This is a genomic window from Pradoshia sp. Z4_20 (genome assembly GCF_058216035.1).
On the sequence record NZ_JBZAJD010000007.1, the window covers coordinates 165,667 to 178,837 of the forward strand.

Annotated in this window: 14 protein-coding genes; 2 read left to right on the forward strand and 12 right to left on the reverse strand. The window is 35.0% G+C overall.

Annotated elements, in window-relative coordinates; translation table 11 throughout:
- Window positions 1-186 precede the first annotated feature (186 nt).
- Window positions 187-1,347 (forward strand): ROK family transcriptional regulator, encoded by a 1,161-nt coding sequence (locus AC4BHP_RS15245; protein ID WP_066108420.1) that lies wholly within the window; start codon window positions 187-189, stop codon window positions 1,345-1,347.
- A gap of 139 nt (window positions 1,348-1,486) precedes the next feature.
- Here the strand turns inward: AC4BHP_RS15245 and AC4BHP_RS15250 are convergent, their stop codons facing one another.
- Window positions 1,487-1,675, reverse strand: a complete 189-nt coding sequence (locus AC4BHP_RS15250; protein ID WP_066108423.1) for a hypothetical protein — start codon at window positions 1,673-1,675, stop codon at window positions 1,487-1,489.
- 820 nt (window positions 1,676-2,495) lie between these two features.
- On the opposite strand from AC4BHP_RS15250, the gene AC4BHP_RS15255 reads away from it, so the two are divergent.
- Window positions 2,496-3,764: an MFS transporter gene (locus AC4BHP_RS15255; RefSeq protein ID WP_066108425.1), complete on the forward strand. Its 1,269-nt coding sequence runs from the start codon at window positions 2,496-2,498 to the stop codon at window positions 3,762-3,764.
- A gap of 512 nt (window positions 3,765-4,276) precedes the next feature.
- Here AC4BHP_RS15255 and AC4BHP_RS15260 read toward each other — a convergent pair.
- The 11 genes from AC4BHP_RS15260 to AC4BHP_RS15310 all read right to left on the reverse strand — a co-directional run.
- Window positions 4,277-4,777 carry a DUF4304 domain-containing protein gene (locus AC4BHP_RS15260; protein WP_490553177.1) on the reverse strand — a complete coding sequence of 167 codons (501 nt, stop codon included), beginning with the start codon at window positions 4,775-4,777 and terminating at the stop codon, window positions 4,277-4,279.
- Window positions 4,778-4,922: 145 nt separating this feature from the next.
- The gene (locus AC4BHP_RS15265; RefSeq protein ID WP_490553204.1) at window positions 4,923-5,660 is read right to left on the reverse strand and encodes an AAA family ATPase; all 738 of its coding nucleotides are present in this window, start codon (window positions 5,658-5,660) and stop codon (window positions 4,923-4,925) included.
- 581 nt (window positions 5,661-6,241) lie between these two features.
- Window positions 6,242-6,487, reverse strand: a complete 246-nt coding sequence (locus AC4BHP_RS15270) for a hypothetical protein (RefSeq protein WP_490553179.1) — start codon at window positions 6,485-6,487, stop codon at window positions 6,242-6,244.
- A gap of 539 nt (window positions 6,488-7,026) precedes the next feature.
- Window positions 7,027-7,680 (reverse strand): TetR/AcrR family transcriptional regulator, encoded by a 654-nt coding sequence (locus AC4BHP_RS15275; protein ID WP_490553181.1) that lies wholly within the window; start codon window positions 7,678-7,680, stop codon window positions 7,027-7,029.
- 40 nt (window positions 7,681-7,720) lie between these two features.
- Window positions 7,721-8,785: an ABC transporter permease gene (locus tag AC4BHP_RS15280; RefSeq protein ID WP_066108436.1), complete on the reverse strand. Its 1,065-nt coding sequence runs from the start codon at window positions 8,783-8,785 to the stop codon at window positions 7,721-7,723.
- Window positions 8,782-9,513 carry an ABC transporter ATP-binding protein gene (locus tag AC4BHP_RS15285; RefSeq protein ID WP_490553183.1) on the reverse strand — a complete coding sequence of 244 codons (732 nt, stop codon included), beginning with the start codon at window positions 9,511-9,513 and terminating at the stop codon, window positions 8,782-8,784. The genes AC4BHP_RS15280 and AC4BHP_RS15285 overlap by 4 nt, the downstream gene beginning before the upstream one ends.
- A gap of 234 nt (window positions 9,514-9,747) precedes the next feature.
- Window positions 9,748-9,972 carry a hypothetical protein gene (locus AC4BHP_RS15290; RefSeq protein WP_490553185.1) on the reverse strand — a complete coding sequence of 75 codons (225 nt, stop codon included), beginning with the start codon at window positions 9,970-9,972 and terminating at the stop codon, window positions 9,748-9,750.
- 325 nt (window positions 9,973-10,297) lie between these two features.
- Window positions 10,298-11,029: an ABC transporter permease gene (locus AC4BHP_RS15295; RefSeq protein ID WP_066108426.1), complete on the reverse strand. Its 732-nt coding sequence runs from the start codon at window positions 11,027-11,029 to the stop codon at window positions 10,298-10,300.
- The gene (locus AC4BHP_RS15300; protein ID WP_490553187.1) at window positions 11,029-11,760 is read right to left on the reverse strand and encodes an ABC transporter ATP-binding protein; all 732 of its coding nucleotides are present in this window, start codon (window positions 11,758-11,760) and stop codon (window positions 11,029-11,031) included. Before AC4BHP_RS15300 ends, AC4BHP_RS15295 begins: the two co-directional genes overlap by 1 nt.
- Before the next feature lie 17 nt (window positions 11,761-11,777).
- On the reverse strand, window positions 11,778-12,191 hold the full coding sequence (locus tag AC4BHP_RS15305; RefSeq protein WP_490553189.1) for a helix-turn-helix domain-containing protein: 414 nt from the start codon (window positions 12,189-12,191) through the stop codon (window positions 11,778-11,780).
- Window positions 12,192-12,797: 606 nt separating this feature from the next.
- The coding region (locus tag AC4BHP_RS15310) for a transposase (protein WP_490553191.1) at window positions 12,798-13,171 on the reverse strand (374 nt) is incomplete at its 5' end.

Below are 13,171 nucleotides of genomic sequence, written 5' to 3' on the forward strand. Positions count from 1 at the left end.
TCGCTTTCATTTTAGTAGTCAAGTAATTTTTGCACTATAATAAATTTATACTAAATTACTACTTTTCCAACAAATGACTAGTAAATTACTACTTTTCCAACAAATGACTAGTAAATTTATGAAAAATCTATTAGTATATTAGTTAGTATGTTTAATAAATAAATTAACAAAGGAGGTGTTTATGATATGGAAAACTCTCATTATATTATACGTACTCAAAATGAATCCCTTTGTCTGGAGACGATTATTAATAATCTAGGTGTGTCACGAGCTGAACTGGCTACCATAACTGGTTTAACTAAAGCTACTGTCTCTAGCATCGTTAAGAAATTACTGGATGACAATTTAGTCACTGAAACAGGCAGTGGTCAAAGCAGTAATTTAGGCGGACGTAAACCCATCAAGCTACAATACAATGGAAAATCCGGTCTCTCTATCTCTATTGATGTTGGATATAATTACATTCGCGCCTTATTAACTTATCTTGATGGTGAAGAAATTTCCTACATTGAGAAGAAACCAATTACCTTAAATGAAGACACCGTCAGATCTTATTTTTCTGAGATATTCTCTTCTTTTGATAAGATAAAGCCTAAATCGCTCTACGATATTATTGGTGTAGTAATCGCTGTTCATGGACCTGTTTTTAATGGAAATATTATTTTTACTCCACATTACAATTTAGATAAGATTCGATTCCGTGAAATAACTGAAAGCCTAATTGATTACCCTATATTTCTAGAAAACGAAGCTAACTTATCAGCGCTAGGTGAGTATACTTTTACATCTGAATCCTCTAGTTTAATCAGTATTAATATTCATGGAGGTATAGGTGCCGGTATCGTCCGAGACGGAATTATACAAACTGGTTCGCATGGGTTCGCTGGAGAGATTGGCCACCAAATTATCTCTGCTGGCGGTAAGAAGTGCAAATGCGGGAATCTCGGGTGTTTAGAAGCCTATGCCTCAAATAAAGCTTCCTTTGAATATTTTGCACAATTAAAAGATATGGATTATGTCAATGCAATTATTTTAAGAGAATACTATAACAATGGGGATACTGATGCCAAAAAAGTCGTCAAGGAGAATACACGCTATTTAAGTTTCGGTATAAATAATATGATTGCCCATTACGACCCTGAGGTTATCGTTTTAAATAGTTCTCTTTACCGCGAAATTCCTGAAATGATGACAATGTTAAAAAATAATCTATATAGCACTTTTTCTAAATGTATAATTGTTCGAAACAGCAAACTTAATGAACGAGCTACTCTTCTAGGAGGCTTAGCCTTAAATCTCCAAAATTTCCTTGGTATTAAACATATGAAATTCAATACAAAGGCTTAGTGGAATTTTCAGATGGACCTAATGGATTTCTTTGCGTTTGCTCTCGTTCAAATGATTTTCCATAGGTAAAAATGCCCAAGTAGTCAACTATGCAGACTTGTTTGGGCATTTTCAATTAGATTCCCAGAACTTGCATGCATCAAGGCTCAAGCGACTTTACCATGTTCATTAGGCCACACAATGGATAACCAGATAAAAGAGCTGAAAATGCTATGAGGGCATAAATAAAACGTTCGCTTCCGATCCCTGTTAGCCATAAATTCCATGTACCGCAATTTTCATAGTAATTGCCCTCGAATTTACTGACAAATCGTAAAGTTAATCTCATTTCACCCCTCTCTTCACTTCAATTTCAAATATTATATATAGCAAGGCCTTTCTTTTCACGTTTTCGCATGCAAAAAAGCCGGTGAAATTTTACTTATCGTAAACACTTCACCGGCTTTCCTTTTTGCTAAAACACAGTTACTCTCCGCTTTATATGTCCATTCATATCCCTTCGTTTCGAATTTACCAATCGAATAGTTTATAGCCACTTTTTCATAAGTTTGGATGGCACATTATTACAATCACAAACGAATGAAGGCAAAATTAAAAGACCTAAACCCGGTTGAATAACGGACTCAGGTCCTCAAAGCAGCATGACTATTTATTTCTAACTTTCTTGGGTCAGATCAAAAAAGGGCTGACTTCCTTATTTTAATATAAGCTTCGCTACACTTTCCACGTGTGTGGAGTGTAATTGACAACACATGGGATGTTGGTGATGTTTTTAAATAACCTAAAAGAATATATAGAAAGCGTAAGTTGGCTTCTAACAGCCAAATTATTTGCAAGTCCCAAATGTCTCTTATGTTGCTTCACCTTTAAATTGCCAATCTTACTTTCTATTGATCTTATTGATATAGCCGATTCAACAATATACTGAGTAAAATCTTTGAACTTTTCATTAGCTATATTAAAAACAGGTGTTAATCCTACTAAGCTTCGATAAAGGTATTATGTGAGTATATAAAAAAGAGGAAGGTCAAAATTGTAACTCTCCTTTTTTATAAGGTAAAATAAATATAGAACATACTGATATATTTTTTTGCGAAAGCAAAGGGTTATGGAAAGAAAAAATTATACAGGGACAGGAGGGGTAGAACATGCAACAGAAAAAGAAAAAAATTCATTTTGCTTGGTGGGTATTGTTTGGGTTAGCCATTATGATGGGTGTTGCACGTGGTGGCATAAATAATGCTGCTAGTTTATTTTTAACACCTGTGTCAGAAGATTTAGGCGTTGGTATGGGACAACTTACCCTATACTTGAGTGTCTCTTCCATTGCGATGATGGTATTCTTGCCGTTTGCCGGAAAGATAATGGGTAAATACGATATTCGTATGGTCTTGATTGTATCCATTCTGTTACAAGGTGGTGCATTTGCGTTATTTGGAATGATGAATTCGGTATGGGGCTGGTATTTATTAGCGATTCCGCTGTCTGTCGGTAGTGTTCTTGTGACACAATTGGCAGGTCCCGTTCTTATAAACCAATGGTTTAAAAAACGAAACGGACTAGCCCTTGGTATTATGATGGCAGCGAGCGGTATGTTTGGGGCGATCATTCAACCGAATGTAGGAACGTTAATTGCCTCACAAGGTTGGAGAACTTCTTACATCATTGTTGGGATTGCGGCGATTGTCATTGTAATACCAGTGGTTTTACTGTTCATTCGTATGTCACCACTACAAAAAGGTCTATTACCTTATGGCTTAGACAAGGTAGAAGCTAACGATTCGAAACAAGATGCACAAACGGTAGAAAACAAAGGTGTCACAGCCGCAGTGGCGAAAAAGTCATTGGCCTTTTATGCTCTATTATTCTTTTTATTCTTAATTACCGCGGTTGCAAGTTTTGCTCAATTTATTGCCCCTTACGCACAAAGCATTGGGTATGATGTCCAGTTTGCCGGAAATGTCATGGGTGTGTTCATGTTTGGTGTTTTAGTTGGATCATTGGTGTTCGGTTTCTTGACCGATAAAATGGGTGCAAAGAAAACCACCTTTTTCTCCATGTTCGTCGGATTGATTTCCGTTTTCTTATTGATCTTCATACCAGACAATCCAATGGTATTTTCAGTGGCAATCGGATTATTTGGATTTGTTTCTTCATCAGTTGGAACGCTAGGACCGTTATTGACTACTTCTATCTTCGGCACGAAAGAATATGGCGCCATTTATGGAACGGCAGCATTAGGATTAGCATTAGCAGGTATTACGGCGCTCCCTGCTTATGGGTTTGTATTTGATGCAACGGGCAGCTATCTATACGTGTTATATGCTGTTGCAGGGATGATTCTGTTAAGTGTCTTGTTAATCATCATTGCGTTCAAAGGTAAAGAAAAATTAGAAAAAGCGGGTCAATGGAATTAAGCGATATAGTTAAGGAGTAAGCGAAATCACATCTGTGGTTTCGCTCTTTTTGATACCCTCCTTTTTCACTTCTCTATTAGCAGTTTGCTTTAAACCCAAAGGGAACGTTTTCTTTAGAGCAAGGAAAACGGAAATATTCCCGAATAGAAATCAGCAAAGGGGAGCTAAGAATGAGAGTAGATATAAATACATAGAAAAATATAGCTTGCTTTTATGGGTCTGTATTGGACTTGAAAGGCGAAAGAATTATGAGGATACGACTACCAAATTTTTTTAAATAGTATTACCGATTGAAATCATTAAGAAAATTTTCTACTGCTATATATTGAAAAAGTACAGTACTTAAATCTAATTACAGGGAAAAGAAAAAAGCAGCGCCAAAGGGCAACTGCCTTATTTCAATACTAATTTTGCTACACTTTCCACGTGTGTGGAGTGTATGTGGCAACACAAGGGATGTTGGTTGGTTTATCAACATCTTTACCTGTTTTCGTAAGGATTGTTGCTTTTGTCTAATATTTATTCGAGATATGAAAACAGGCCCCTTCAGAAAGAAAGTTGGTATACTTGCTCTTAAAAGATTTACCGATATCTTTTATTACCTCATCAACATTAGACCCATCTAGCTCAACCCACCAAATGTCAGTTCGAGTTCTATCAGCTGGGTTATCTAAATGACGAGTGTAGTTGGATTGGTTAAGATTACAATTTAGCTCTTCTCGAAGATGACATTGGTACTCTTTAGGAAGCAATTCACCGTTCGTACCTTTTTTTATTTCCTCTATCCTTGGTATAAAGACATAATATATACCAAGTTCTACGTGAATAGACATAGGGGGCCAACCAGTAACCTCAGAAAAATAGTTACCAACAGCCCCGATTTTCAACACCCAAATGCATTGATCAATCCAACGCCAGTTATTCCTTGTATTCACCTTATTGAAGCCATTTTCTTTTAATATAGGGGACAGTGATTTTCGAATTACTTTATTAATTTCAGGAGAGCCAATCATACTTATCTACACCCCTTATTTCCACTATTTTACATCCATCTCTTTTGAGCTAAACTGCCCGTTACTTCCATAAGAAATTCAACATAAAAAGGCATTAATCCTTCTTGGACCAATGTCTTTGTTAGCGGAGTAAGCTATATTTTTATTAATCCTCGTCATTTAAAAATAACTCTTCTAAGTACCTTTCCTTTCTATCTAAAAAACCCTTTGTTATTTGATAATGTTCTGTGTCTTCATATCTGACACTTTCGATTACATTGGAATCAAAACTAAAGATGTGTGCGTTTGGATACCCCAGAAGAATAGGCGAATGTGTGGCGATGATAAATTGAGCGTTTCCGCTACTCACCAATTGATAAATAACTCTCATAAATGCTAATAGGCGAGCTGGTGATAATGCTGCCTCGGGTTCATCCAATATATAAATACCCTTACCCGAAAAACGGTTTAAAAATAGCGATAAAAAAGATTCTCCGTGAGACTGGTGGTGTAATGATTTACCTCCATATGCTTGATAAATAGTCGGGTCTTCCTTGGCTAGTTGATCCAGATGAGACGCAAAATGATAAAAACTTTCAGCCCTTAAAAAGAAACCTTGATTGATTTTTGGCAACCAAGACAAACGAATGTATTTTCCCAAAGCAGCGTGGGATGAATCTACATCGTATATATTGTTTATTCCTCCGCCTGCTGTATTAAACCCACATTTGTAAGCAATTGCTTCAAGCAAAGTAGATTTTCCTGAACCATTCTCCCCTACAAAAAATGTTACTTCACATTTTAAGTCCAATGTATTCATTCCTCTAATTGCAGGCAAAGTGAATGGGTACGTATTTAAATCAGGTACTTCTTCTCGTAAAAAAGTAATTCTACGTAAAAACAACATTAGTTACACTCCACTTTTTAATTTAATGGGTATTGAGGTATTTCTAAAGCAATCTGTCTCGCTAGTACGATAATAAAAAAACTTTTAAAAATGATTCTGGTAAACTCATAATAATGGCCTACTATTAAGATTATGTTACCACAATAATCCAGTTCCTTCTTCTGCTATCCTGCCCCGTTTCTACAATAAGGAGTTCAACAGAAAAGGGCATTAATCCTTCTTAGATTAATGCACTCGTTATCTGATAAACCACTATACACCAAATACAATAACAGAGCCCCAAAATTACCACTTTTGATAATAGCCTTTACGAATGGCCATTTTATTTAATTGGAAAGGCTGTTTTCGTAAAGATTGTTGCTAAGGACATAAAAAAGTTTTTTACTGTCTCAGTTATTCAACGAAAGCCTCCGTAGCTTAATAACTTGGGATCTAAACTGTCCCGCTGCTCCCGCAGGAATCGCCCATCTTTCACTTCCGTCCTGTCTTTGTATAATCAACATTGAAATATAATAGATCCTTATTTATAAATTTCTAGCAGTGTCTTTCATAGCCAAATGTCTGAGGAGTGAATTTGTTTATTTATTTTTACCGGTTTTTTCATTGCCGTGTTTAAAGTTCCCTGTAATTTTAGCTAATAAAAGCTGTACTTCCATTATATTTTCTGCTGCATTTAATTTTTCTATAAGTTGCGCAGCCTTCCCATCCTTTACAATTTTGATTTGCTTACCTTCGTAATAGATGATCACTGACCCTTTTTTCGTTATTTGGTAATTGAATGGCTCTTCCCTTAATCTGTTGCGTTTATCTATTTCACTCACCATATTACCCCCTGATCGACAAAATAGTTTACAAGCCATTTTGTATAAACAATCAAACTATCCTTTTTTAGTGGTAACTGCCCAACCGAAAATACCACCCACACTAAACCCAAAAACTAACACTGAGGCTATATCGTCAAATGCTAAAAAACCAAATACTGTCATCATCATTATATAAAAAAAATCCAAAACCACCTACCTGTATTCATTTATCTTCACCTCTGAAATAAAATTTAATTTCTTTTAAAGTTTATGCCATTAAATGCGATTATAGAAAACAGTATAAAATTTTGCTTATTCACTAACCTGCCCCGTTTCTACAATAAGGAGTTCAACAGAAAAGGGCATTAATCCTTCTTCTTGGATCAATGCCCCCATTAGTTTAAGTACAAACATTCACAATATTTATTATGTGAATTGGCATAATTCCATCATTTTTCTATATAAAAAGGAAAGGCAACTAAATTATAGCTGCCTTTAAATGAAAAGAGATGGTTTTATTTAAGTCTATTGTTATCCATAATCTTCAAAGAAAAATCCCTCTATTGAGGAGATTGTCCAAGCCCATTCAGTATAAAAAATATAGCTTCCTCAATTTCATTTTCGCTCACGGAATGTTTATTTAACAATGCAAAATTAGAAATAAATAATCCACCTATTACAGTGCTTAGCATTTTTAAAATTATTTCATTCGGTATATCTCTAATTTCGCCCCGTTGTTTAAACGCTTCAATCACTTTTATTAAGTGATTGGATCCAACTTCTAAAACAAAGGGAAGGAATTCGTTTCTAAGTTCCTCTTTATAAAATATTTCCTTAATGAACACCTGAAATATTTCTCTATTTTCCGCAAGAAAAGCACTACGATTTGTTAAAAGAACTCTTAAGAATTCCTCAAAAGAACGCTTATCATTCATTAATTCCCCAATGAGTTCATCTGCCATCGTAGGAAAAAAATCTTTTAGAAAAGGAACCATTATAGATAACAATAAATTTTCCTTTGTTCCATAATGTTTGAAAATTGTTCCTTCTGCTACGCCTGCTTTTTTAGCTATTTCAGATGTTGATGTATTTGAATATCCTTTTTCCGCAAAAGAAGTGATAGCAACCTCAATAATTTTCTTTTGCTTAACCGTTTGTTTATTGGATTTTTCAAGTATTTTAGCCATTTCATCCAGTAGATTATTATTAACCATTTAAATCACCATCTTTGCGTAAAGCTGTATCGCTTCCGTATTATAGCTTACGATACTTTTTCAAAGCAAACAAATTTAAAACGATAAATACTGCTGCAAAAGCCAATAGAATATATAGATTACTACTAATTTCAGATAAACTTAAGCCCTCGTACATTACTCCTTTTAATGCATCTGCTGCATAATACAACGGCATAAAGTTTGCGAATACTTGTAGCCAATCCGCCATTCCCTCAATGGAGAAAATACCTGAGAAGAATATTTGTGGCACAATAATAATTGGTATGAACTGAATCATCTGAAACTCGGAACTTGCGAAAGAAGATAATAATATTCCAAGTGACAAGGCTACAAGGGCGATGATGACATTGATTAACATAACAGTCCAAATGGAACCAACTAAAACCATATCCAATACATTTATCGCAAACAAAACGATTATAACTGTCTGTATCAATGCCAGTAAACCATAGCCAACAAGGTATCCTGCGACAATCTCTCCTCTTTTAATAGGGGTTGCTAATAGTCGTTCCAACGTGCCAGTTGTTCTTTCGTTTAATAAGCCTATGCCAGAGATTAAGAAGACGAAGAAGAAGACAAAGAACCCGACTAAAATAGGACTAAAGGTATCAAAAAGCTCTGTTTCACTGCTGCCATAAACATAATTTGTGTTCAAGGAATCTTGTGAGAGCAATTCACTCTGTATTGCGTTAGTCCCCATCAATTTTAATTGCTTTGCTTGAGTATCAATTTGCTTTACTTTCATTTCTAAGCTTTTTGCTATTGTCGGATCATCATTCAGTAAAGTTAAGGTTGTTTGATCGCCTTCCACTTGTAAAAAACCATCTAAATCTTTATCAAGTATCATATCCTTAACATTAGAAACTTTGTTATATTCTTTTACTACAATATCTGCGTCTTCTAATTTTTCGATGATTTGCTGATTCCCATTAGCAACTCCTAAAACAGGATCAACGGTATTTCCATTAAAGACTAGGTTCATTAGTGTTAATACTAATAATGGAGCAACAAAGAGAAGAGCCAATGTACGCTTATCTCTAAGTATTTGCAATAAAATCCTCTTAATAAGTGCTACTGTTCTCATTGTACTTTCCTCCCAGCATCCAAAAATACCTCATCTAAACTATTGACATTATATTGTTCTTTCAATTGGCGAGGTGTTCCAGATGCTATGAATGAACCATCTCTAACCATTGCGATATAATCACATTTTTCGGCTTCATCCATTACGTGAGTCGTTACAATAATCGTTTTGCCTTCCTCGTTTTTCAATCTTAACAGCTCATTCCAAATACTTAATCTTAATTCAGGGTCTATTCCCACAGTAGGTTCGTCTAATATCAAAACTTGGGGATTTTGAATTAAAGCGATTGCAAGAGATAATCGACGTTTCATACCTCCTGAGTACGCTGACACTCTTTTATTAAGGTCTGCGGTCAAGTTAACTAATTGTGCTGCATAGGTAATCCGTTTCTGTTTTTCAGTTTTGTTTAATTTAAAGAGCGATGCGAAAAACATAAGATTTTCTTTACCAGTAAGTGCTTCATATAAGGCATCTGATTGTGCCATATAGCCAATTTTTTGCAAGATGTTTAAATTAGGCATTTTTTCACCTAATAAATGGACGTAACCTTCATCAGGAAAATCCATTCCAACAATCAACTTTATCAAGGTTGTTTTTCCTGCTCCTGAAGGCCCTATAAAACCATAGATACTACCTTGTTTAATATCTAAGTTGATATCTTTTAATACCACTTTTTTGCCGAAACTTTTCGTTACTGCTTGTATTTGAATAGTATTAGTTTCATTCATTATGTAATCCTCCTTTCAAAAGTGAGCGTTTACTCACTTAGGTTGATTATAATTCCAAGTTAACTGGTTTTCAATAAAAAAAGTGAGTAATTACTCACTTTTTTTAAAAAGGTTTATATATTATATTTCTTATTCAACTAACCTGCCCCTTTAGTAGCATAAGAAAAAAGAGCTGATCACAGCCCTTGATATGAGTAATGCCCCCGATAGTTTAAATACATTTGAAACTAATAGTTATCCAAAGTAATTCTTAAAACACCAAACCGCAAGAGACATACTCACTATGCCCCAAGCAACGGTACTCCATATCCACAAAATTACGGATTTGGCTTTTGATGAATTTTCCTCGTCTTCTATATTGGCTTTTATAAAAGCTACCTTACTTTCCATACCTTTTTTCATGAGAATAACAAATCCCGTTATTATGAAACCAATAGTTATCCAGAATAATAAGTCCATCTTTTATAACTCCCTTTCCTCTCAATCCTCTTTGTTCAACTACCCTGCCCCTTTTCAAAAAAGAGCATTAATCCTCCTTGGATCAAAGCCTCGTTAGTTCAATAAGGAAAAGAGAAGCAATCTTATTCAACAATCGCGCCTTTTAATTGAATAACAATCAGCTTTTATTAGCTTGAAGCTCATTTTCTAATTTGTCTAAGAAAGTTTTTTTATTTTCAGCACCGTAACGGAGGCTAGCGCTTTCTATTTCAATAATCAACTTTTAACAGAGCTGTTAATTTTAATAAAAAAACCTACGTTTAAGTAACGTAAGTTTGATTAACTATTAATTTTGCTGAATTTTATATTTGAAAATAAAAATCGAAAGACTAAAAAGGACAGCTGCATAAACTACCACAACATATAAATGGGGAAACATTGCGCTAAAGTCTTCTGCCACAATTGCTCGAACTAAATCAACAGCGTGGACGAATGGCAGGGCATAAGCGACTTTTTCAAAAGCTCCCCCAACTAACGATAAATCTAACCATGCGCCAGATAAAAATGCTGTTAAGTTAGTTAATAAAGCTCCGCATAAGCCTACTGCTGCCTTTTCGTTAAATAAGGAGCCACATAACAGTCCGATTCCTATGAAAATAGTAGATGTAATGAGTAAGGCAATAAATGCAAATACATGGTTGAAAGATAGCTCCAAACCTAAAAAGTAAGCGGTTATAAAACAAGTAATACTTTGAAGCACAGCAAATATCCCTAAAGGAAGCGTATATCCAATAATAAAATCACTTGCTTTCATAGGAGTAGTTAGCAATCTTATTAAATAAGAAGTAGAACGGTCTTTTCCTAACGTTTGTGCTGCAAAGAAAGCAATGAAAGAAAGGCTAAATACTGCGATGCCAGGTGTCAAATGTTCAATATTAAAAAGTGCTTCTGGAACATTGCGATTAATCGCAGTTAAAATCATAAGTAAAATGATTGGAAAGACTATACCAAAAAATAATGAAATCGGGTCACGTACAATTTCTTTCGTACAACGTCCAGCAAATGCCAATGCCCTCATTATAATTCGCCTCCTGCTACGAAATGCACAAATGCATCCTCAAAGTTTTCTTTACTTGCTGTTGTAAGGAGTTCGTCTACTGTACCTAGTGCCTTTATTTCTCCATCCTTCATAATACAAATACGATCACACAAGTTTTCTGCTTCTTCTAAATAGTGCGTCGTAAGTACAATTGTCGTTGTCTCTCTCAGTTTATTAATCATTGCCCATAATTCCCGACGGCTAATAATATCTAACCCTAATGTTGGTTCGTCTAAAAATAAAATTTTAGGATCTGCAATGAGAGCCATGGCAATACTTAACTTTCGTTGCCAACCACCGGATAATTTTTTACCACGTTGATGTTCGTAAGGCTGTAGTGAAAACTGGCTAATTAAAGCATCTGTTTTTTCAATGGACTTCTCCTTCGAAAAGCCGTGAATGCGTGCCATTAATAATAAATTTTCGCGCACAGATAAATTTGGTGCAATGGACGTTTCCTGAGGTGACACAGCGAGTAATCCCCGGATACTTGGCAACTCTTTACTAAGCGAATGCCCAAGTACAAGCGCATCTCCTGAAGTTGGTTTGGCAAGGCCAGTTAACATATTGATAACGGTCGTTTTACCAGCACCATTAACTCCAAGCAGTCCAAATAGTTCACCTTTGTTAATTGTAAGTTTCATTGGAGAAACGGCAACTTTTTTTTTAAAGTGTTTTGATAAACCTTGAATTTCAATTGCTGCATTCATTCATTTTTTCCTCCTTTTTACTGAGGTTTCATCATATTTAAAAACCGTTTAATCATTTTTTCAGGTGCTAACGCTAACCCACGTTCCTCATCCCCTATAATAACGATTGAATCACCTGGGTTAATTCGAAAAATTTCACGTGCTTTTTTCGGAATGACAATTTGGCCACGTTCCCCTACTGTTGCTGTTCCAAAAAAGTGCTGACCTTTAGGTGGAATATCTACACCCATTTCTTCTGAGTTATGGTTTACTAATGCATCTAAGGTTACTCCAAATAAATTGGCAATGTTCATACTATGGTGTAAATCCGGTGTCGATTCACCTTTTTCCCATTTTGCAATTACTTGACGTGAAACATTTAATTCTAGGGCTAGTTGCTCCTGCGTTAGATTATGACGTTTTCTCAACGAGCATAAATTCAAATTAATCATACTTTTCATCCTTTCTTAGTTAATTATAAACACGATTTTAATCGATAATCTACCAACGGAGCGTAACGTTAATGTTATAATTCGTAGCAAAATGTAAAATGAAAGTAGATGTGAATGATAACCCTCACATTCTAACAAACCGTAAAATTTTTAAGACCTTAGCTCTGTTAAAATTGAATGTTAAGAAAAAGAGTGATTGACTCCTTTACGGCTATCCATAATTCTTTAATAGAAAATTAAATCTACTACTAATTACCATTTAAAATCTTCTCTCATTTTTCAACGTTGAAATTTAACATATCCTAATTAAAATAACAACCTAAAATGCTGACTAAACAGCATCTCAGGTAGATATTTTATAATTCCACACTTACTTATGATACGGTTTCACCTGATGTAATACTATACAAGTAAATATTTACTTGACAATATGGACCGATTGTTGAACATAAGTTTAATATCGATCTTCAACTAAACCAGCTAATAGGTTGTCAATATCTCTCTGTATATTTCATTTTTTTATATGCTATACTGTTTTTGGGTATGCCAAATAACCCTCCAGTTTCATTTTGGAAGGTTTTTCTTATGTTGGATAAATATCATTTCCTAAGCTATATCTAGGAAATTCTGGTTCTTTTTCAATAAAGCATAAATCCAATGAAGCAGCTTATTGATACAAGCTACAATGGCAACTTTCGAAGGTTTTCCTTCTGAACGTTTTCTATCATAGAACTCTTTGAGCTTTTTATTTCTAGAGCTTCTTATTCCACATAAAACAGCTAAATATAAGCTATGCCTTAGCCTACTGGAACCTCGTTTGGTTATGCGATTTATGTTCGCAGTAAACTTTCCAGATGAATGGACACTAGGATCGACTCCAGCGAAGGCCACTAGCTTCTTAGCGTGATTAAACCGATCAATTTCCCCAATCTCTGAAATGATTGTTGCCGCAATCTTTTCACCGATACCAGGAATCGATT

Excerpts from the sequence above, each read along its gene's own strand:
- AC4BHP_RS15250 (WP_066108423.1), bottom strand. The coding sequence starts at position 1,675 with ATGAGATTAACTTTACGATTTGTCAGTAAATTCGAGGGCAATTACTAT.
- AC4BHP_RS15295 (WP_066108426.1), bottom strand. The coding sequence starts at position 11,029 with ATGAGGGCATTGGCATTTGCTGGACGTTGTACGAAAGAAATTGTACGT.
- AC4BHP_RS15300 (WP_490553187.1), bottom strand. The coding sequence starts at position 11,760 with ATGAATGCAGCAATTGAAATTCAAGGTTTATCAAAACACTTTAAAAAA.
- AC4BHP_RS15285 (WP_490553183.1), bottom strand. The coding sequence starts at position 9,513 with ATGAATGAAACTAATACTATTCAAATACAAGCAGTAACGAAAAGTTTC.
- AC4BHP_RS15270 (WP_490553179.1), bottom strand. The coding sequence starts at position 6,487 with ATGGTGAGTGAAATAGATAAACGCAACAGATTAAGGGAAGAGCCATTC.
- AC4BHP_RS15260 (WP_490553177.1), bottom strand. The coding sequence starts at position 4,777 with ATGATTGGCTCTCCTGAAATTAATAAAGTAATTCGAAAATCACTGTCC.
- AC4BHP_RS15280 (WP_066108436.1), bottom strand. The coding sequence starts at position 8,785 with ATGAGAACAGTAGCACTTATTAAGAGGATTTTATTGCAAATACTTAGA.
- AC4BHP_RS15275 (WP_490553181.1), bottom strand. The coding sequence starts at position 7,680 with ATGGTTAATAATAATCTACTGGATGAAATGGCTAAAATACTTGAAAAA.
- AC4BHP_RS15305 (WP_490553189.1), bottom strand. The coding sequence starts at position 12,191 with ATGATTAATTTGAATTTATGCTCGTTGAGAAAACGTCATAATCTAACG.
- AC4BHP_RS15255 (WP_066108425.1), top strand. The coding sequence starts at position 2,496 with ATGCAACAGAAAAAGAAAAAAATTCATTTTGCTTGGTGGGTATTGTTT.
- AC4BHP_RS15290 (WP_490553185.1), bottom strand. The coding sequence starts at position 9,972 with ATGGACTTATTATTCTGGATAACTATTGGTTTCATAATAACGGGATTT.
- AC4BHP_RS15245 (WP_066108420.1), top strand. The coding sequence starts at position 187 with ATGGAAAACTCTCATTATATTATACGTACTCAAAATGAATCCCTTTGT.